The organism is Nocardia carnea NBRC 14403 (assembly GCF_000308515.1).
Taxonomy (GTDB): Bacteria; Actinomycetota; Actinomycetes; order Mycobacteriales; family Mycobacteriaceae; genus Nocardia; species Nocardia carnea.
This window is the reverse complement of record NZ_BAFV01000053.1, coordinates 96,249-114,554: the sequence shown is the minus strand read 5'-3', so window position 1 is coordinate 114,554 and position 18,306 is coordinate 96,249. Positions and strand designations below refer to the sequence as shown.

The 18,306-nt window shown below is 64.3% G+C and carries 23 protein-coding genes; 8 read left to right on the top strand and 15 right to left on the bottom strand.

Annotated elements, in window-relative coordinates:
• The first annotated feature begins 150 nt into the window (after positions 1 to 150).
• Together ON22_RS19090 and ON22_RS19085 are read left to right on the top strand one after the other, a co-directional pair.
• Entirely contained in the window at positions 151 to 948 is a 798-nt protein-coding gene (locus ON22_RS19090; protein WP_051157814.1) for a MerR family transcriptional regulator, read from the top strand.
• Positions 945 to 1,571, top strand: a complete 627-nt coding sequence (locus ON22_RS19085; RefSeq protein ID WP_051157813.1) for a hypothetical protein — start codon at positions 945 to 947, stop codon at positions 1,569 to 1,571. Before ON22_RS19090 ends, ON22_RS19085 begins: the two co-directional genes overlap by 4 nt.
• Here the strand turns inward: ON22_RS19085 and ON22_RS19080 are convergent.
• From ON22_RS19080 to ON22_RS19060, 5 genes are all read right to left on the bottom strand, one after another.
• A complete protein-coding gene (locus ON22_RS19080) occupies positions 1,556 to 2,629 on the bottom strand; it encodes a class I SAM-dependent methyltransferase (RefSeq protein WP_033241175.1) in 1,074 nt (357 codons plus the stop codon). The genes ON22_RS19085 and ON22_RS19080 overlap by 16 nt on opposite strands.
• Before the next feature lie 150 nt (positions 2,630 to 2,779).
• Positions 2,780 to 3,151, bottom strand: a complete 372-nt coding sequence (locus ON22_RS19075; RefSeq protein WP_033241176.1) for a hypothetical protein — start codon at positions 3,149 to 3,151, stop codon at positions 2,780 to 2,782.
• Positions 3,148 to 3,582 carry a hypothetical protein gene (locus tag ON22_RS19070; protein WP_033241177.1) on the bottom strand — a complete coding sequence of 145 codons (435 nt, stop codon included), beginning with the start codon at positions 3,580 to 3,582 and terminating at the stop codon, positions 3,148 to 3,150. The genes ON22_RS19075 and ON22_RS19070 overlap by 4 nt, the downstream gene beginning before the upstream one ends.
• Positions 3,583 to 3,615: 33 nt before the next feature.
• Positions 3,616 to 4,536, bottom strand: coding sequence for a hypothetical protein (locus tag ON22_RS19065; RefSeq protein WP_033241178.1), 921 nt, complete (start codon positions 4,534 to 4,536; stop codon positions 3,616 to 3,618).
• Between the two features lie 42 nt (positions 4,537 to 4,578).
• Positions 4,579 to 5,562: a hypothetical protein gene (locus ON22_RS19060; protein ID WP_033241179.1), complete on the bottom strand. Its 984-nt coding sequence runs from the start codon at positions 5,560 to 5,562 to the stop codon at positions 4,579 to 4,581.
• A 216-nt stretch (positions 5,563 to 5,778) separates the two neighbouring features.
• Here ON22_RS19060 and ON22_RS19055 point away from each other — a divergent pair, with 216 nt between their 5' ends.
• Both ON22_RS19055 and mgtE read left to right on the top strand, forming a co-directional pair.
• Positions 5,779 to 6,297, top strand: a complete 519-nt coding sequence (locus tag ON22_RS19055) for a hypothetical protein (RefSeq protein WP_033241180.1) — start codon at positions 5,779 to 5,781, stop codon at positions 6,295 to 6,297.
• A gap of 324 nt (positions 6,298 to 6,621) precedes the next feature.
• Positions 6,622 to 7,986, top strand: a complete 1,365-nt coding sequence (mgtE, locus tag ON22_RS19050) for a magnesium transporter (protein WP_033241181.1) — start codon at positions 6,622 to 6,624, stop codon at positions 7,984 to 7,986.
• A 138-nt stretch (positions 7,987 to 8,124) separates the two neighbouring features.
• On the opposite strand, the gene ON22_RS19045 is transcribed toward mgtE, so the two are convergent.
• Together ON22_RS19045 and ON22_RS19040 are read right to left on the bottom strand one after the other, a co-directional pair.
• Positions 8,125 to 8,880, bottom strand: a complete 756-nt coding sequence (locus ON22_RS19045; RefSeq protein WP_033241182.1) for a nucleotidyl transferase AbiEii/AbiGii toxin family protein — start codon at positions 8,878 to 8,880, stop codon at positions 8,125 to 8,127.
• A complete protein-coding gene (locus tag ON22_RS19040) occupies positions 8,880 to 9,524 on the bottom strand; it encodes a type IV toxin-antitoxin system AbiEi family antitoxin domain-containing protein (RefSeq protein ID WP_033242122.1) in 645 nt (214 codons plus the stop codon). The genes ON22_RS19045 and ON22_RS19040 overlap by 1 nt, the downstream gene beginning before the upstream one ends.
• A 204-nt stretch (positions 9,525 to 9,728) precedes the next feature.
• On the opposite strand from ON22_RS19040, the gene ON22_RS19035 reads away from it, so the two are divergent.
• Positions 9,729 to 10,616: a DUF2268 domain-containing putative Zn-dependent protease gene (locus tag ON22_RS19035; RefSeq protein ID WP_033241183.1), complete on the top strand. Its 888-nt coding sequence runs from the start codon at positions 9,729 to 9,731 to the stop codon at positions 10,614 to 10,616.
• A gap of 8 nt (positions 10,617 to 10,624) precedes the next feature.
• Here ON22_RS19035 and ON22_RS19030 read toward each other — a convergent pair whose 3' ends face one another.
• The gene (locus tag ON22_RS19030) at positions 10,625 to 11,506 is read right to left on the bottom strand and encodes a phosphotransferase enzyme family protein (protein WP_033241184.1); all 882 of its coding nucleotides are present in this window, start codon (positions 11,504 to 11,506) and stop codon (positions 10,625 to 10,627) included.
• A 159-nt stretch (positions 11,507 to 11,665) separates the two neighbouring features.
• Here ON22_RS19030 and ON22_RS19025 point away from each other — a divergent pair, with 159 nt between their 5' ends.
• Complete coding sequence (locus ON22_RS19025; RefSeq protein WP_033242123.1) at positions 11,666 to 12,538, top strand: aldo/keto reductase family oxidoreductase; 873 nt, start codon at positions 11,666 to 11,668, stop codon at positions 12,536 to 12,538.
• Positions 12,539 to 12,676: 138 nt separating this feature from the next.
• On the opposite strand, the gene ON22_RS34755 is transcribed toward ON22_RS19025, so the two are convergent.
• The 7 genes from ON22_RS34755 to ON22_RS18990 all read right to left on the bottom strand — a co-directional run bounded on the left by ON22_RS34755 (position 12,677) and on the right by ON22_RS18990 (position 16,743).
• Positions 12,677 to 12,952 (bottom strand): hypothetical protein, encoded by a 276-nt coding sequence (locus ON22_RS34755; protein ID WP_051157811.1) that lies wholly within the window; start codon positions 12,950 to 12,952, stop codon positions 12,677 to 12,679.
• 104 nt (positions 12,953 to 13,056) lie between these two features.
• Complete coding sequence (locus ON22_RS34750; protein WP_081595694.1) at positions 13,057 to 13,521, bottom strand: immunity protein YezG family protein; 465 nt, start codon at positions 13,519 to 13,521, stop codon at positions 13,057 to 13,059.
• 2 nt (positions 13,522 to 13,523) lie between these two features.
• Positions 13,524 to 13,787 (bottom strand): DNA/RNA non-specific endonuclease, encoded by a 264-nt coding sequence (locus ON22_RS38570; protein ID WP_373280875.1) that lies wholly within the window; start codon positions 13,785 to 13,787, stop codon positions 13,524 to 13,526.
• A gap of 471 nt (positions 13,788 to 14,258) precedes the next feature.
• Entirely contained in the window at positions 14,259 to 14,783 is a 525-nt protein-coding gene (locus ON22_RS36775) for a hypothetical protein (RefSeq protein WP_156052179.1), read from the bottom strand.
• Between the two features lie 16 nt (positions 14,784 to 14,799).
• Positions 14,800 to 16,104, bottom strand: a complete 1,305-nt coding sequence (locus ON22_RS34745) for a hypothetical protein (protein WP_051157809.1) — start codon at positions 16,102 to 16,104, stop codon at positions 14,800 to 14,802.
• Complete coding sequence (locus tag ON22_RS18995; protein WP_033242124.1) at positions 16,101 to 16,397, bottom strand: WXG100 family type VII secretion target; 297 nt, start codon at positions 16,395 to 16,397, stop codon at positions 16,101 to 16,103. Before ON22_RS18995 ends, ON22_RS34745 begins: the two co-directional genes overlap by 4 nt.
• Before the next feature lie 25 nt (positions 16,398 to 16,422).
• Positions 16,423 to 16,743, bottom strand: coding sequence for a WXG100 family type VII secretion target (locus ON22_RS18990; protein ID WP_033241189.1), 321 nt, complete (start codon positions 16,741 to 16,743; stop codon positions 16,423 to 16,425).
• Positions 16,744 to 17,153: 410 nt separating this feature from the next.
• Here ON22_RS18990 and ON22_RS35280 point away from each other — a divergent pair, with 410 nt between their 5' ends.
• Both ON22_RS35280 and ON22_RS18980 read left to right on the top strand, forming a co-directional pair.
• Positions 17,154 to 17,702: a DUF3558 domain-containing protein gene (locus tag ON22_RS35280; RefSeq protein ID WP_231507896.1), complete on the top strand. Its 549-nt coding sequence runs from the start codon at positions 17,154 to 17,156 to the stop codon at positions 17,700 to 17,702.
• 39 nt (positions 17,703 to 17,741) lie between these two features.
• Positions 17,742 to 18,212, top strand: coding sequence for a hypothetical protein (locus tag ON22_RS18980; protein ID WP_063820607.1), 471 nt, complete (start codon positions 17,742 to 17,744; stop codon positions 18,210 to 18,212).
• Positions 18,213 to 18,306: the final 94 nt, after the last annotated feature.

Sequence of the window (18,306 nt, the reverse complement as noted above, 5' to 3'; positions counted from 1 at the left end):
TCCATAGTTCGGGCCCGCGGGCCGCACGAGATCAACCTCGGCCTCCACTCTGTCGTCCGAGCGGCGTCCGGGCAATGTTTCCGCGCCGGTGTGCGGATAGCTCCTGCGGCCCTTGACTACGACGTAGCGTCACACCCCACGCTGGACGGCATGAGGATCAGTGAAATCGCCGCGGCCGCCGGAACCACCCCCCGCGCCGTCCGCCACTATCACCGACTGGGCCTGCTCCCGGAACCCGCCCGCCCCGACAACGGCTACCGCGACTACGGGATGGCCGAACTGACCCGGCTCATGCGGATCCGCTGGCTCGCCGACAACGGCCTGCCGCTCGGCGCGGTGGCCGCCGTATTCGCCAACGAGCACGGCGCCTCGGATACCGAAGACCTGCGGGCCGACCTCGCCGCGCTGCACGAAGAGATCACCCAGCGCATCACCCAGCTCGGGCGCAAACAGGAAGGTGTGGCCCGGATGCTGGCCGCGGTCGACGCCGACCGCCGCCTGACCGCACTCCCGGACGAGGTCGCCGACGCCTTCGACCGGGCCCGCGAGCAAGCCGACGAACCGGAGCGTGCCGCGCTCGACCAGGAACGCGACATGCTGGAGGTCTTCTCCCTCTCCGGCGACACACCCGCTGAAATGTTCACCTGGTTCACCCATGCCCTCGCCGACCCGGCCGCCCGCACCGGTTACCGCCGGCTGCTGCGCGGCTGGGAGCGGTTGCACGGCCGCCCGGTGGCGCAGTCCGCCGAACTGATCGAGGAGATGGCGCAGGAAATCGCCGGCCAGCTGCGGCGGCTCGATTTCGACAGCGTGGTCGCGGCGACCGCGGATATCCCGCACGGCGCACCCGCGCTGTCGGAGGACACCCTCGTCCCCGACCCCGCACAACGCCAGGCGGTCCGCCGTGCGATGGAATTGCTGGCAGACACCAGTGGGGGACCGTCGTGACCGGGTTCTTGCGACTCCTCCGCAACCAGGCCCGGCTGTATGCCGGCCTGTGGCTGTGGCTGCGCCGCACCACCGACCGCGACAGCCGCGAACAGCAGCCGCTCACCGCCACCCGCGGTGTCCTCGCCCTGCCCATGGCCTTCCTCGCGGCGACCCTGATCGAAGTGGTCGTATTACACCTGGTGATCCCCTGGGTATGGCTCGGCATCACGCTTGCTGTGGTTTCCGTGTGGTCACTGGTGTTTGTGTTCGCGGTGGTCATCGCCGATATCGCCTATCCGCACTATGTGACCGGCCAGGAAGTGGTACTGCGCCGATCGGGCCGCGTAGTCGCCCGCGTACCACTCGACCGGATCACGGCGGTTGCAGGATGCCGCCGCTACAACCACACCGCGACCGCGTTCGAGGACGGCAGGCTGTTCCTCGCGGGCCCCGATGGCGCCACCGTGGACCTCACCCTGAACGACCCCGTCGCCGTGCATATCGACTCGCTGCTACCCAGCGGCCGCATCACGGCCGAGACGACCCGGATCAGCCTCTCCCTCGACGACCCCGCCGCGCTGCGCACGGCGCTGAACGTGCCGAGCACGACGCGGGCCGCTTGTGTTCAGCCGAGTAGGTAGAAACGCCAGAACCCGAAATCCTCGATCGGCAGGACATCGAATCTCGTGAAACCCGCTTCGAGCGCGTAGTTCCGTAGGGTCGCGGCCCGCATCACCGTGCCGGTCCCGGCACTCGGCGGGCTCGACATCCCGTCGGGCAGGCAGACGAACAAGCTGAACCCGTACATCAGCCGTTCCAGATCGTCCCCGTCGGGCGCGAACTCCGGCGCGACCGCCTCATCCATCACCACCATGATCCCGCCGGGCCGCAGCGCCCGGCGCACGGCCGCCAGCACCTCGACCGGCCGGGGCATATCGTGCACGCATTCGAACGCGAACGCGATATCGAACCCGCCCGTCGGCAGCTCCGCCGCATCCCCGACCGTGAACTCCACCCGATCCGTAACTCCCGCCGCGGCCGCATTCGCCACCGCACGGCGCACCGACGGCGCATCGATATCCACGCCCCGGACCCGCGCCGCCGGATAGGCACCGGCCAGTGTGATCGCGGACCATCCCGCCCCGCACCCGATATCGAGAACTTTCGCTCCGGGCGTGCCCAGCACCTCCACGACCTCGGGGACATCGCCCAACGCCGCCGCGAGCCGCTTCTCGTACCACGGCCGATTCCCGTCGGCCTGCCCTTCCCGCGCGTCGTCCCCGAGCTCGTCCCAGCTCACTCCGCCCCCGGTGCGGTAGGCGTCGAGCAGCTTCGGCAGCGCCGGCCCCACCGCACCGAACAACCGCGCAATCGGCGCCAGATACTCGAGGCTGTGCTCATCGGTGAGCACCTCCGCCGTGGCCGCCGGAACGGCGAACATCCGCTCCGCGGCGCTCCCGTCCCGGTGCACAGTCAGCAAACCGGTCACCGCCTGTTGCTCCAGCCACTCCCTGGTATACCGCGGATGGGTCCCGGTGCGCGCGGCGAGTTCGGCAGCGGTCGCCGGTCCGTCCGCGACGAGGCTCCGATACCAGCCCAGCCGGTCTCCGACGAATATCGCCAGCACATCGACAGCCCCGAGCACGGCGTGGAAAACCCGGTCGGCCACCGCCGTCACAGAACCCGCCTCCCTGTCCATTCCGCCACTATCCTCCGCTTCCAGCGCATTGTCAGCTACCGCGTGAGATGTGGTGGTCCCAGGCCATCCGGTGCGAGCGTGCTCGGATACCGGCGCGGCGATGTCCCCGATCCGATCCGCCAGGGCGCGATAGTGTGCGGGTATCCCTTTCTACGGGGCGGGGATCATCGAAACAACGCTCCGGACAACATCTTCGACGGCGGCGACGTCGTAACCCGTCACCGTGACGGTGGGCAGGCTCGGCCCCATGGAGCCCACTGGACTCGAGTTCTCGACCGGTGGGCCGATCCGACCCCAGTAGATCACCAAGTCATCGCCCGGTTCGTCGAAGCGGTGGGCACGGTGCGTGCCCACGGTGAACGCCGGCGCCCTCAGAGTCAGACGCTCCCCGGCGAAAACGTACTCCAGCTTGATTCGATCGCCGTGGTAGTCGAACTCGCAGAACCACAGCGATCGCCGGGCCGCGGGCACGGTGGCTCCGAGGGCGACGGCCGGGGCGCAGGGTTCTATCCCGTCGATCACTGGTCCCGATAGTCCTCGCCGAGCTGATCCAGATCGCGGGAGGTCGTGACTGCCACACCGTCGACCGTCCGGACCTGAGTGCCCGCTCCGTGAGCCGGAACGCCTGGTTCGCGGGCCGAAACGAGCAGGCGGAACTGTGTGCGGCCGGACAGGTCATCGGAGTTGAGTGTTGCCGTGCACCTACTGGGCCCGTGATTGAAAACGCGCAGTACCGTACCGAATTCTGCGAGCGCATCCCGCGGCAGCAGAGCGCATGGATCGATACCGCGTGCGCGGCGAAGCAACTCCAGACGGTCGGAGTCGGTGGCAGGTTCGGTGAGCCAATAGTTTTGGGCGCCGGGCTCTTGGCCTGCGGCGCGGTCGGTCGGGTCACTGCCACAGGCGGTGAGACACGTGACCAGCAGGCACAGCGCGGCAAAGCGCCGGAGCATATTTCCCCCAAGTGGTGTTCGAGCCGGAAAACGTCATCGCGGCGCGGCCAGAATACCGCCGGCCAGAGCGGGAAGGTGATTCGCCGATCGTTGTCCGGGGATTTCGGCGGTCTCCATCGGCGGCCCGATCGTGCTGCTGAAGAATGTCCGTTCGCTGTCGATGACATCGGAGCGGTACACCTCGTAGGGGCCTACGCCGAAATCCGGCGGCTGTGGGGTCGATAGCTTCCTGGCGTAGGCGTAATGCAAAGACACCAGGTGGCCGTTGTAGGTGAAAATGCAGGACCACATGCTCTGTTCGGCGGCGGATACAGTGACACCGAGCGCGGTGGCCGTGGCGCAGGGATCGATATCGTTGACCAGCGTGAGCACGGTATCCGGCGATGAGCCCTGGGCCGGCTGGTTGATCCATTCGTGCAGCGCGTTCGTCATAACCTGCTCACCGATCGGGCAGGCTTCGGTGCCGGCCGGGCTCGAGGTATTGACGGCGAGGGTGGCCAGGGAGGGAAACACCGCAGCCACCGAGCACCGGCGATCCTGACTGCGGCCCTCATCCGTCTCGAGGACGGAATCGCCGTCGGAGGTGACTCGGGCACCCTCGATCACTCGGCTCGGTTTCTCCTCGGGCTCTGGGACACCCGCCCACCGGACAGCGACTTCCAGATCCAACCGGATCCGGCCGCCGGCCTTCGCCGAGGCGATTTCCGCCGTGCATGCGCTGGGCCCGGGATTGTAGACCCGGAGTACTTCGCCGTATTCGCCGAGCGATTCCCGTGGCAGGAGAGCGCAGGGGTCGACACCGCGGGCCCTGCGCAGGAGGTCCATGCGGTCGGCGTTGGTAGCCGATTCGGGCAGCCAGTACGCATCACCGGCTGGTGACCGTCCGGTGGTTCCGGTCGTGCACGGTGTGAGGCATGCGAGCAGTAGGCAGAGCACTGTGAGACGCCGGAACATGTCAGCTCCCCGGTGGCCAGAACTGCTTATCGACCGCCCTTTCTACCGCGCCGGGACCAGCAACAGTGCCTGGCGGACAACGTCTTCGACTGCGTCGGCGTCCTTGCCCATCACGTTCACGGTGGGCAGGCGGGGCCCCATGTTTCCGATTTCCTCGGCGGTTTCGAGCGGCGGCCCGATGCGGCCGTAGCGGCTCACGAAGTCGTCGCCGGGCTCGTCGACCCGGTGCACCGGATGGGGCCCTACGGTGAACAGCGGCGCGTCGGGGGTCAGCGACTGCCAGTCGTACCCATACCACACCGAGATCTCGTCGTCGCGGTAAGTGAATTCGCAGGACCAGTCCGACTGCTGGGCAGCCGGTACGGTAACTCCCAGCGCGGCGGCCGCGGCGCATGGATCGATCCCGTCGACTACCGTGCGTGCGGTATCGGGTGAGGATCCCCGAACCGGTTCTTTCCCGAATTCGCCCAGCGCCGTGTCGATCACATTCTCCGCGATGGGACAGGGTTCGGTGCCCAGCGGGTTCGAGCTGAACAGCATGAGTGACACCTGCGAAGGGAATCCGGCGGTCACCGTGCAGCTTCGATGCAGTATCTGGTCTTCGAACCTGTCGTCGAGGTGATCGAGATCGCGGACGCTGGTGACCTCCGCGCCGTCGACCATCCGGACCGAGGCCTCCGGGGCATGAGACGGGACACCGGGATTGCGGACCGAGACAGAGAGGTCGAATTCTGTTTGCTCACGTTTTTCCTCGGAGTTCAGCGTCGCCGTACACGAGCCGGGCGAGGTCGTGAACATCCGCAGCACCGTGCCGTACTCGGCCAGCGCCTCGCGCGGCATCAGTGCGCACGGATCGATATTTCGCGTCCGCCGCAACAGCTCCAGCCTGTCGGCGTCGGTGGCGGGTTCGGTGACCCAGTAGTCCCAGGTGCCCTCGGCCTGGCCTGCGGTGAGGTCGGCCGGACTGTCTCCACATGCGGCAAGACCAACCGACAGCAGGCACAGCGCGACGAGACGTCGGAACATGATCCCCCCAGTGGTGTTCGAGCCGGACAAGTTTCGTCGCGGCGCGGTCAGAATAACTCGGACACCCCCGGGACGCGATCCAGTAGGGCACCGGTCGTCCACGGCGATGCTGTCACCGGGCCCGCGCCGATTCGACGGCAGGTGCTGATCTGCTGAGTAACCACGCCGCGAAAAGAATTCGCCGGCCTCGGCTGTCCGGCGGACAATGGACCGGAAATGAATACAGGCGAAGCGAGACTCGGAATTGATTTCGGCCGAGTGATACAGGGGGCCGCGTTACCCGACGGCGGCGCGGATACCGTCTTTCTCTCGGGCGGTCACGAGGAAGCGATGCGTACGCCGCCCACCGATAACGCCTTCGAGGTGCTGAACCGTCTGGTGAGCCGGTTCGAGGGACGCGCGTGGGTGATTTCCAAATGTGGGCCTCGGGTGCAGGCGCGGACGCGGCAGTGGCTCGACCACCACGACTTCTACGCGCAGACCGGTGTGCCCCGTCTGAATGTGCGGTTCTGCCGTCGGCGTGCCGACAAGGCGGTGCACTGCGCCGGCCTGGGCATCACCCATATGATCGACGACCGGCTCGAGGTGCACGAGGTGCTGCGCGACCTGGTGCCGCACCTCTTCCTCTTCGGGGTTCGCAGCGCGCCGGTCCCGGACTGGGTGAACCACACCCGCACCTGGCCGGAAGCCGAACAGGCGATCGCGGCGACCCTCGCGCCCGGGCCGGGCCGGTGACCCGGCAGACACGCCCGGGAGTGTGAAACGCCGTGTGACGAACGTTGCGATGCCATTATCCCGGCCCGGGGATGTATCCTGCACAAGGATGCGTTCGCATTCATCGAGTATTGATCCGGATGAGCGGCGTGCTCCGGCGCGCGGCGGTGACCGAGAAGGAGGTGGTGTTGCAATGCGCAGCGAACCTCCCAGTCGAAGGCCGCGCGGCGCCGTCCTCCCGCGTTTCCGCTAGCGATCTCTGCCGGCGGAGCGGCCCGGTTCGGCGCCTCGCGGTGTGACTTCTTTCGAATCACTCGCAAATCAACGCTGTGCCGAGGACTTCTCATGTCGCAGATCGAACTCATCGAAGCGCCGACGACGCTGTCGGAATCCCTCCAGAACGTGGTCGAAAGCCATCGCGTCGACGCCGCGCTGCACTGGCTGGACAATCATCCGCCGCATGTCATCGCCGACGAGCTCGCGCGCATGGACGCGGTCGAGGCCGGCGTGGCATTCCGCCTGCTCGACAAGGATCTGGCGCTGGCGGTGTTCGAAGAACTCGAACCCGTCGATCAGCAGCAGATCCTGCAGGGCCTGCGCGATCAGACCTTCCGCGAACTCGTCGAGGGCATGGCGCCCGACGATCGTGCCCGCATGCTCCGCGAAGCCCCCGCCAAGGTGGCGAAGAAGGTGCTGGCCGGACTGAGCCCCCGGGACCGGCGGATGACCGCCGCGCTGCTGGGCTATCCGGAGGGGTCGGTCGGGCGGTACATGTCGCCCGAGGTCGTGGCGATCCCGGGTACCCTCTCCGTCGCCGATGCGTTGCGGATCGTGCGGGTCAAAGGCGAGAACGCCGAAACCGTATACACCCTGCCCGTGGTCGATTCCGGTCGCCGCCTGCAGGGCATCGTCGAACTGCGGGAACTGGTGCTCACCGGCCCCGACACGATGGTCGCGGATCTGGTGGTCACCGAACCTGCGTTCGTCCGTGCCACCGATTCGGCAGAAAAAGCTGCGCGCCTGATGCGCGAAACCAACGACATCAACCTGCCGGTCGTCGACAGCGAGGACCGGCTGGTGGGGTTGCTCACCATCGACGACGCCGTCGAGGTGATCGAAGCCGCCGACAGCGAGGATGTCGCCAAGCAGGCGGGTTCGGCGCCGTGGGAGGGCCATTACATGGCGGCGGGCGTTTTCCAGCTCGCCCGCTACCGCGCGCTGTGGTTGATGCTGCTGCTGGTCGCCGCGACCCTCACGGTCAGCGTGACCGGTTTCTTCGAGACCACCCTGGAACAGGCGGCCCAGCTGGCGCTGTTCATTCCGCTGCTGATCGGTGCCGGCGGTAACGCGGGCGCCCAGGCCGCCACCGCCTGTGTGCGCGCGGTCGCGGTGGGGGAGGTCCGCGGCGGTGATCTTTTCAAGGTGATCTGGCGTGAATGCCGGGTCGGTCTGGTGCTGGGCGGGATGCTGTCCGTCGTCGGCCTGGTGATCGGGGGCCTGTTCGTGGGCCCGAAGGTCGCGGTGGTCGTCGGGATCACGCTGGTCCTGATCTGCGCTTGGGCCGCCACCATCGGCGGCACCATGCCGCTGCTGGCCAAGCGGTTGCGGATCGACCCGGCGGTGGTGTCGGCACCGATGGTCACCACCCTGGTGGACGCCACCGGGCTGATCATCTACTTCACCACGGCGAAATTGGTCCTGGGGATCTGAGCAGTGACTATGCATTACGTAGGGTCTAACCCTACGTAATGCATAGTGGCCGACGATCCCGCGCTCCGAGTGCGAGCGGCCCGAAAATCACCGCAGTGCCTGCGGTGATTGCAGCCTCGATCACCTGAGACCCGGCGCTTATCCGCTCTGTGAGACCGCCGCCCAGGCCTCTCGGACGACCTTCAGTGCCCTGTCGGCGGTGAGGGTGAGGCGGGTTTGCCCGGCAAGTTGCGAAGTCCAGTCGTCCGCATGTGGTGGCCGATCGAAAAGATGTGGCCCCGGAAGCCGGTTGGTAGGTCCGAGCCGTCGATAGAGTTCTCCGGCAGTGCTATCGATGCCGCCGATCGTGCTCAATGCCCAGAGATCCCAGAGGTCGCGCGATGCTCGCCTGTCGTGCCATGTTGCTGTTTTCGCGGCCGCGAATGCCGGCAGTGTGGGCACCAGCAGCCGCGCCGGTGGACAGTCGCTGTACCGCTGTTCGAGCTCTCGGGCTTCCGCCGGCCACACAGTTCTGTCGCGTGATGAAAGCAGTTGGATCTTGACCGACAGTCCTGCTGCTGAACGGAGAACGGCGGCCGAGGTGTTTGTGACTTCGGCAAGTGCGGGTGCCCATTCGAGCCTGCCGTGACTGCGCGCAACGGCACGCGGCAGTGTGGTATCGAGTTCGTGCGCGAGCGCGGTGCGATTACCGATCGCGACCAGGTCGATATCCTCGCTGAGCCGACCATCGCTGAGGTGGGTTCGGGAGAGTGCCGTGCCGCCTATGAAGTGAAGGCGATCGGCAAAGTGGCTGCTGATCGATCCGAGGAGGTGTGAGATGAGGTGGTCCCGGTCGACCTGCTCGGTGGACACGCCGAACCGAGTGGCGACAGCGTCGCGTTCGTCCAGGTCCACTACGGTGCACCCGTCCAGGCTTCGGCGCGGCGAAGGGCCGCGATACGTCGTTGTTCTGCGGCGAGTTCCGTGAGCCGTCGAGGATCGCAGCGACGGTAGAGCACAGCTATCGCGCTGCGTACTTCCTTCTCGGCGTTGCCTAGTTGTGGGCGGTGCGCCAAATCGAGCACTGTCTGCTCGGGAGTTGTGGCCAGTGCCGGACCGAGCGATGTCTCGATTCGCTCGGCGTCGAGCGAATCGGTGTTGCGGCGAACGAATCTGACAATTGCGGGACGGTCGATCAGGGCGATGGGGCGGTGCTGCTCGGGAACCGCAACAATCGCGGTCGCCAACGCGCGGGGTATCGCTCCCAAAGCCCGGGCCGCGCTGATTCCCATCAGTACGGCCTGATCAGCACCGTAGACCGAGGCCGCGATACCGGCCGCGGTGGCTTCGAGGCCGGGAATCCACGAACGACCGACCTGATCCGGCGGTACGACTGTGTAGAAGCCGCGGGCCACCCGGTGTAGTACGCCGCTGTCCACGAGTCGTGCGAGCTCCGGCCGGGGGTGTGCGTAGGTCGCCGCTGCATCCTGTGGGCGGAGGGTGCGCAGGGGGCGACGCCACAGTGCGCTCGGAACCGGTGTGGTGTGCTTCGTGGCCATATCCACCTACCTCCTATCCCCAAGTATGCACTACGTAGGCTAAAAGCCTACGTCCTGCATATCTGTGCGGCGCCCCGGCTTGCGATGTTTAGTTGCTGTCCCGTATTCACCGCAGAATATGCGGTGAATACGGGGTGGAATCACCGCACGGCCCCCGAATACGGGTTTGCGCCTCACGCTACGTGAGGGTTTACCGTCGGCTCGGTGACTATCACTGTTCTCGATTCCTACTCGGCAATGAAGAAGGTCCTGCAAGCACCGGCGGCCGATCGCGAAGACCTGCTGCGGACGATGCTCGAACCGACGACCGGGATGTACCGGTACTTCCCGGGAGAGGTCGACCTGGTGGCGTTTCACCGGCAGTCGGCCGGGTTTCCGCTCGACCGTGACGAGCAACGATGCCTCGACGCCCTCGAAACGCTCGCGGCGGCCGATGCCTGGAATCGTATGCAGCGGGCGGTCGACGACGCGGCGGCGGTACTGCTCGCCGCGACACCCGGATTCCAAGCCCCGGACATCACCGTGCTCCTGGTGCTCGGCGACCCGGGCGACACCAATTTCATGGTGCCGAGTCTTGGCCTCACCGGCTTCGGCGGTATCTCCGGCTACATCACGATCACACTGTGGCCCTACCCGGAGAACCTGGAACGCCTGGAGTGCACCGCGGTGCACGAACTCCACCACAACCTGCGCTACAGCCCCGGCGGTGTGGTGTGGGACCCGATGAAGGTCACTGTCGGCGAGCATGTGGTGGGTGAGGGGTTGGCCGATGCGTTCGCTCGCGAACTCTACGGTGACGATCTCGGCTACGCCCGCCTGGGCGTGCCCACCTTGCACGACGACGAGGCGTTCGCGAAAGTCGTTACCGGCCTGGATGTCACCGGCATGCAGAACTTCACGGCCTGGGTCCACGGCGACACCATCGCCGAACATCTGGGCGTGACCCCGGTCGGGTTGCCGACGGGTGCCGGGTACTCCGCCGGCAACAGGCTGGTCGACGCCTACCTCGCGGAAACCGGTAAGACCGCAGCTCAGGCCCTGCACGCCGACAGCGCGGAAATCATCGCTACCGCGCTCGCGGCGAACCGGTAGGTTTCCGATCAGGGTTTGAAGCGGTGGAATGCAGCCAATCGTTGGCGATGGTATTCGTGATCGTCGTCGTCGTGTTCGATTCCACGCGCGACAGCGATGTCGAAGTAGGCGGCCTCTCTGCGTAGCCGATGCCGCATGAGCTGGCTGACCGCGAGGTCGTCGATTTCACCTGCCGTGCCGCCCGCAGCGTGATATGCGGCGACAAAGGCGCGCACGCCGGCTAGGTCACCGCGGACTTCATCGGTGAATTCCAATGCAGCCGAGGCGAGTTCGAGTTCAGGAGGGCCGATCAAGGCTTCGTCCCAGTCGAGCACGGTGGTGACATGTCCGTTGTGGCACAGGAGATTACCCGCGTAGTAGTCGCCGTGCAGCGGCTGATGGCGGACGCTTCGGGCGAACTCGGCGAGCCAGCGGTCGAGATCGGGATCGGGCAGGTGCGCCGACGGTGCGCCGTCGAGCCCGATCTCGAGAAACGATCGCGCCGGCCGGGGCGGCGGCCGGTAGGCGGCGAGGGCGCGATGTAGCCGGGCAAGGAGACCGGCGGCCTCGGCGAACTGCGTGGGGTCCGCGCTGTCGGCCCACTGTCCGCGGGCCAGCGGCCATACCGTGATCGGACGGCCGGCCACCACGGTGACCGTGGAACCATCGGCGCGGGGTAGCGGTGCGATGGCCTCGGGGACCGAACGTGCCGCGGCCGCGGCGACGCCGTTGCACCATTCGATCTCGGCGGGATCGCGGTCGGGCGAGCCGATACGGACGACGACCTCGCCGAGACGGTAGGCCGCGGATTCCTCGCCACCGTGCAGTCGTTCGCCGGTTCCGCGGTGGCCCCACTCGGCGGCAACGGCGTCCAGAATGTCCCCGGTCAGCGGGATATCGGTGTACACCACAAAGCCACCAGTACCGATACCGATGGCCGGTGTGCAACTGATTTGTCACACCGCGGTGTGCGTTACGAACCTCGAGGTGCCTTCTTCTGTCCGGGAGCCCGTTGCCCGACACTGTGCAGGGGCGGAAATGCCCTGGACACCATGTGGAAGGTTGATCGAGTGACTGTCATACCGACAACACTGCCCGGCGGCACCTGGACATCGGACGGCCTCATAGTCACGAGGTTCGGGTACGGGGCGATGCAGCTGGCGGGGCCCGGCGTGATGGGCCCACCGGCAGACCGCGACGGTGCGCTCGCGGTCCTACGCGAAGCGGTCGATCTGGGGATCACCCATATCGACACCAGCGCCGCATACGGGCCCTTCGTCACCAACCAGCTGATTCGTGAAGCCCTGCATCCATACCCGGACGGCTTGCATATCGTGACGAAAGTCGGCGCGAACCGGGACGAGCAGGGTGGCTGGCCGCCTGCCCGGCAACCGGACGAGCTGCGCCGCCAGGTCGAGGAGAACCTGGAAACCCTCGGTCTCGACGCTCTGGACCTGGTGAATCTCCGCCTCGGCGACGCGGCGGGGCCGGTGGCAGGTTCGATCGCCGAATCGTTCGAGACGCTGGCCGATCTCCAGCGGCAGGGGGTGATCCGGCACTTGGGCGTGAGCAACGCGACCGCCGAGCAGGTGGCCGAGGCGCAGCAGATCGCTCCGATCGTCTGTGTGCAGAACATGTACAACCTCGCGCACCGGCACGACGACCAGTTGATCGATCGTCTCGCACGCGACAGCATCGCGTACGTGCCGTTCTTCCCGCTCGGCGGCTTCAGCCCACTGCAATCCTCGGCGCTGTCCGCGGTCGCAACCCGCCTGAATACGACGCCGATGGCGGTCGCATTGGCCTGGCTGCTGCAGCGCTCACCCAATATCCTGCTGATTCCCGGCACTTCGTCGGTTGCTCACCTCCGCGAAAACCTTGCCGGCGCGGCTACCGTGCTCTCCGCTGCCGACCTCGCTGCCCTGGACGGGATCGCCGAGTAGGTTTCCGGGTTCGCGCCGCCCGGCTTTCTGGAAATGTCTATATCAACGTCTCGCGGGGAGTTCGTGAGTAAATCGCTCACTTCCGGGAACTGTTCGGAACTCTCACTGTCCGGAGCGGTTGAGTGGATAGGGGTGGAATCAATAATTGGTCTGAGCGGCGTCGCGGGCGGCGAGACGGAGTGTTTCCAGGCTCAGTTCGGGGATCGAGAATCTGCGCGATCTGGCGTGGGTGACGAGTTCTGGTTCGGGTAGGGTTCCGTGTTTTCTGAGGTAGTGCGGTACGGATCCGGGCCAGATCCACACTCCGTCGGTCCGGAAATTGAGTGGTACATCTATATCCGAGGGGACGAAGATATCCGCTGTGCAACTACGCGCGGCAAGGACGACGGGGGCGGATTCCAGGTAGGTCAGCAACGGGCCGAATATATCTCGCGTGGCGGGTGGCCGGTTGACGATAGGCTGGCCATGGTCATCGAATCCGTCGACCGGGCGTGCGTGACGGAAACGTGGGGCTGTTGTCACGAGACGCCTTTGGGGTCTGTGCGGTTGCCCTCCAGTTTGCGGCGCAGCCAGTCCGGGGTGTGTTCATCGTCGCGGCGGAAGTAGTCGTAGTCGAGGGCGTAGGCTCCGTCGGTCAGTTGTGGGACGAAGGCCGGTTCGTTGTCGTAGTCGTATTCGATACTGTACTTTCCGGAACGGTCGATCATCAGGACCGCGGTGAACCATGTTCCCTGCCCTTTCTGGCGCATGCCATCGCGAAGCTCTGTGAACATATTGATTACCTGGCCGGGCGTTTCGATTCGGATGAACTCGCCGTCAGCCGGTCGCCATTCAAACGATTCCTGTGATATCTGCACTGTTCCCAGGCTTACTTGCCTGATTTCGACCCAGTCCTCAGGTGCTGCAGCGACCAGTTCTTTGGCTATTGTGCGGACCATCTCGTCCTGTTGTAAGGGGTCGAGTTTTCTTCCATCTCGCACCATTATCAATCCTCCATCCTCGGTGGCATGTTCTTGTAGCTGGTTCCCGGTACCCGCGTGCCCTGCACAGTATATGTTGCGGTAATTCTTGTAGGTGTGGTCGAGTTCGGGTCCGCAGGGTCATATTCGAGTTCGATACGCACGTTTATTCGGGGAGGCGGGTCTTGGCCGAGTATTTCGCCCCAAAGGCTTTCCAGTCGTCTCCAATTGTCGAGCGGTGTATTGTCCCCGCCGAGGTCGCGGTTGAGACTGGTGAGCATCGGCACCATATTTATCGCTTCGCCTGGTCCGTTGAATTCGGTGGCGAAGAGATGGCCCCCATCGAACGTGACGGCTTGATAGAGGTAGACCTCGGTGTTGGTGCGCGGTGAGGACCCGATCTATCGCGTGGTTGGCGTCGGGGGCTATTTCCTGTAGATCGGACGCAAGGGTGACCCATGCGGTCTCCACGCGCCGCATTGCTGCCTCATCCCCTTCGGGCCAATCAACGGCGCCGATGACGTTCGCAGACCCACTGCAAGGCTCCGCGGATCTCGATACCTATTCAGAACACCACCACCGCGACTGCCGCCGAACCGCGCCGGTTGAGAGGAACCTCCCTCGCCCACGGAACCGAATCGAACTCGGCGAAATCTTCCATCTCTGGCTCGAAGTGGGCGAACCTTACGCAGGCTCATGGAGTGCTGGCCGGCCGCCGGTACGGCACTGCTGGTGGCGGATGGTTCGTGATGATGGTGGGGTCACAATGCTTCGACCTCCTGCAAGAGGCCCCAACTGAAACCCGCTCCATGCCCATTGCCGGTGGAATCTCTGAAGAGATACTCCTCGTAGGGGGGCCAGTGATCGCCGTCGCTCAGTGGGCCGAAGACGAACGATAGTTCGGAAATGGTGAGGTTCCAAGGTTCGAGATCATCGGGAGATTCGACTCGTGGACCTGCCGTCCCAGGGTTGCGCTCGAATCGAGCCTTTCCTAGAAATCCCATTCTTCCTGGAGCAATGACGAAATCGAAGTCTGGCCAAAGTTGGAGGCGGTGTGAAATTTCGGCACTTACCACACGGTCGTCCGTTGGTGTCAGTATCTGCCGTATTCTGGCGAACTGTCCGGCGTCCAGCTTCATTAACGGGCTGACACTTTCACGAATGGCGCCGGCGCGACTTGCTGTCAAGCCGATCTCCGCCATTTTGGCGCGTACAAGGTGTTCACACTTCATTCCGGTTAGAAGGTAGATTTCGAAGTCTAGAGATGTTACTGTTCGGTTACTCAAAATATCTCCTTGGGTTTCATGCCATGAAATCCCATATGGGACCACGTCCGACTATGACCGAACCGTCCGGTTTGACGATGAGAACTACTTGCTGAGTGGCCAACTCGGGCAAGATAACTGTGCCACCGCCTTTGGCTGCGGCTGTGCCGCCCACGCCTGTAAAGGCTGATTTCGAAGCTTCCACTGCTGCCTGTACGGCGTCATCGTGAGAAAGATTCATTTCACTCAGTTTACTCGCCAAGATATCTGGCTTTCCGGATCCCTTCGGTAGGCCCTTGACCTCCTCGCCGATCTGCTGAGCGCGTTGTCGAATCTCTTCGGGGGTCATCTTCGTCTTCTTGGCTTCATCACCATGCTTTTTTGTCAGGTCGATGATTCGCTCGAGTTCCTGATTTTCAGCGTCTGGGGGCTTCTTGATGGAGACATTCTTACTCAGCGGGAAGTCGTCCATGACCTTGCGGAGCGCATCGACCCAGTGCTTGACCTTTGTCGCGAACTTTCCGCCACGGATGGCTGTGACTGCCACGCTGCCCATTCCAAAGGTGACAACGGATGCCGCTACAGTCAGGGCGACGTTCACGAGGATCTCTTTCCCGATGTCCTCGGCAAATTGCTCTAGAACCGAAGCGAGTTCGGCACGTACTCGTCGGTGGGCCGCCTCCTGGTCTCGGCAGGCCGTCGAGAGGTCGGCGAACACGCTGAGGAGATCTACCGCGGCCGACTTCAGCGCACGCAGATCCTCGTCGATGAAGGAAACGTCAGGTGAGGTGACCTCTTGGAACAACGCCGCGGCGCGTTCCAGTTCGGCCGGCAGGCTCGTGGTGGCCTGCTCGGTCGCAAGGGTGTTCCAGCAGGCAGCGGCTTTTGCTAATTTATCGGCGTCGCCGTCAGGGATCGGGACTCCGATCCTGGTCGCGAGGTCGAGACCGTCGTCGAGCAGTCCGTCCCCGGTACCTCCTGCCGAAGGTGGTGAGGCCGGGCAGGAGAGAAGGGATGAGTTCGGTACCGTCGGCCTTTCCGGGGCGGGGCCGATTCCATCGTAATCGGCAATGGCATAGTTGTATCCGGCCTCGATGATGATGCCCGCGTAGTTGTCGATGGCGCCGATCAAGGATTTGACGAGGAAGTACGTTTCGGTAGTCCGCTGGTCGTACGAAATAGCCCAGGTCTTGCCGTCTCCGACACTTCCGGCCATGTCTTTTGTGTATCCGGCGAGGTCGCCGAACTGTTCGGTGACGGCCGCGAAGAAGGCGGCAGCGGATTCTCCGCATACTCTCGCGGCGTCGAAGTAGACACTTGGAGCAACGTTGATGAACGTCACCGGCCGAACATCCGCCGGTTCGTCTCGATTGCTGTGGTGTATCGGTCGTGAGCGGACAGTGAGGCTTGCCGCATCACCTCGATCCCATCGGCGACGTCTGTGGCGCCAGTCGCCCACTGCCGGAACGCATCTCTCTGGGCCGCGGCAGCATCGCCGCCCCAGGTCTGGTGCAGGGCCGCCATGCGTTGTTCGAGGCCGGTGAGGCTGTCGGCGAGAAACCCGACGAAGTTCCCCACGCGTGCAGTGATGTTCTCCAACTCCGCAAGGTCGACCTGAAATGCTCGTTCATCCATCACTTATCCCTCCGGCCTTCCCCTCTCAAATGTTCAGCGATCCGTAGCTCTGGGAATTGCTTTCGTCTTGTTCGACATAGGTGCGGCTGTTGACACCGAGGAGGTCGGCGATCTTCGCCAGGGCTTCGAGCACGTTCACAGCGCCTTGCTTCGTCTCCTGCCAGCCGGCCTGGTAGCTGCTGGCTGAGAGGCCCTTCCATACACCGAGCAGGCCGTCGATATCGGTGTCAAGAGAATGGAGGGCATTCACCAAAGTGTCCGCGGTTTGCTGTACGTACTGGCCGGCGTCGACTACCTCTGCGGGAACGACCTGTAGATCCGCTGGTTGATTCTCGGATTCGGAAATGTTCTACCCCCCAGTGCTTGCCGTCCGGGCCGACCATACCTCAGGGCTGGCGATTCAAGCCGCAAACCCGAAACAGTAGGGTGCGCTGCGCCCAGGTGGAAGCACGATTCCAGGCCTCGGCAAATGGTTCTGTCGTGCGTTCCTCTCAGCTGTTGAAGCTGGGTTTGCGCAGGCGCTCAACTGTGTGGCGGACGGTGAGTAGTGCCTCCGCGCTTGGACAGATGGCTGTCGAGGTGGGCGTACGCGCTTGCTGATCACGCGGAGAGTCAGGGGTGGCGTGCAGGTGCGCGCCGGTGTTGCGCGGGTTCGTGACCGTCGGTAACGTCTGCCGAGCCGGCAGCAGGGGGCGGAGACGCCGGTCCTCCCCGGGGCCGGACCAGTGGTGGTATCGGCGGTGGAGGTCGGCATTGGTGATCGCAGGGAAGCGGCGGGTGCTGGTTGCGCTGGTCAGCGGGGCGGTGCTGGCGCTTACGGGGTGTGAATCGTCCACCGAGGAGACTGTCACTCCGGCCACTCCAAGTGTGGCACCAGATGTGCCTGTCGGGTTCGAACCCTGCACGGACATTCCGCAGGAGGTTCTCGGCTCGGAGGGGTTGAGGAGCCCTTCGCCGAACGACTCTAGTTCGGGCGGAATCAAGTGGAATGGGTGCATGTGGGTGCAGACTGATGGGTACGGGGCCAGTATTCAGACCACGAACATCACCCTGCAGATGGTGAAGGACAAGCATTTCCCTGAAGAAACGGAATTCACCGTTGGTGATCGGCGTGCGATTTCCACGCGCCAGCTGGAAGAGCACGCTGAAGCATCCTGCATCGTCAATGTGGAGATGAAGGGCGGGAGCCTGGAAATCAGCTTGACCAACCCCCCGTCGCGTCGCAAGACCGGTCACCTCGATACCTGCGAACTGGCCCGAAATCTGGCCAACAAGGTCGCGCCGACGATACCGGCCAATGCGTGAACACTCCCAGGGATCGGATCAGCAATTTGGAGGAGTGACATGAGTGAGGAGACGCCGCCGCGGCCCATGAGCAATATGCTCAACGCGGCGAACGAGGGCCAGATCTCCGTGCAGATGACGCCAGAAGACTTCATATATCTCGATCGCGACTGCACCTACTTCAAAGACCAGATCGACAAGATTCAGATGCTTGCCGACCAGGTATCGAAGCAAGACCCCTGGGGGCTGGGTGAAGCCAACGACGATCTGATTTCGGCCCGGGCGATGGTGGGTCGTTGGAAGGTGAAGGCCCGGGGCGCTCCGGACGGTAATGGTGTCTACGAGATCATGGAGCAGCATTATCAGATTGTCGATGACATTCAGAACGTCTTCCGTGCTATGCGGGATCGGATGGTACAGGCCGACAGCGAATTCGCGGCCGCGTTCAATTCGCTGAACACGACTCTGCCGGATCGGCCGCCCGCCGGCCCGGCAGTCGACCTGAATGCATTCATTGGTGGGCAAGCATGAGTGATACGCCGTCATATGAAAGTTCGATCATCCCGAATGGCGGCGAGACGCCCGAAAGTTGGGATCATCCTAAGATCAGCAATGCATTCAGTCC

Bases quoted from the DNA above. Each gene is read 5' to 3' on its own strand.
- ON22_RS19090 (WP_051157814.1), top strand. From the start codon at position 151: ATGAGGATCAGTGAAATCGCCGCGGCCGCCGGAACCACCCCCCGCGCC.
- ON22_RS19080 (WP_033241175.1), bottom strand. From the start codon at position 2,629: ATGGACAGGGAGGCGGGTTCTGTGACGGCGGTGGCCGACCGGGTTTTC.
- ON22_RS19070 (WP_033241177.1), bottom strand. From the start codon at position 3,582: ATGCTCCGGCGCTTTGCCGCGCTGTGCCTGCTGGTCACGTGTCTCACC.
- ON22_RS19065 (WP_033241178.1), bottom strand. From the start codon at position 4,536: ATGTTCCGGCGTCTCACAGTGCTCTGCCTACTGCTCGCATGCCTCACA.
- ON22_RS19060 (WP_033241179.1), bottom strand. From the start codon at position 5,562: ATGTTCCGACGTCTCGTCGCGCTGTGCCTGCTGTCGGTTGGTCTTGCC.
- ON22_RS19055 (WP_033241180.1), top strand. From the start codon at position 5,779: ATGAATACAGGCGAAGCGAGACTCGGAATTGATTTCGGCCGAGTGATA.
- mgtE (WP_033241181.1), top strand. From the start codon at position 6,622: ATGTCGCAGATCGAACTCATCGAAGCGCCGACGACGCTGTCGGAATCC.
- ON22_RS19040 (WP_033242122.1), bottom strand. From the start codon at position 9,524: ATGGCCACGAAGCACACCACACCGGTTCCGAGCGCACTGTGGCGTCGC.
- ON22_RS34750 (WP_081595694.1), bottom strand. From the start codon at position 13,521: ATGGTGCGAGATGGAAGAAAACTCGACCCCTTACAACAGGACGAGATG.
- ON22_RS38570 (WP_373280875.1), bottom strand. From the start codon at position 13,787: ATGGTGCCGATGCTCACCAGTCTCAACCGCGACCTCGGCGGGGACAAT.
- ON22_RS18995 (WP_033242124.1), bottom strand. From the start codon at position 16,397: ATGGATGAACGAGCATTTCAGGTCGACCTTGCGGAGTTGGAGAACATC.
- ON22_RS18980 (WP_063820607.1), top strand. From the start codon at position 17,742: ATGAGTGAGGAGACGCCGCCGCGGCCCATGAGCAATATGCTCAACGCG.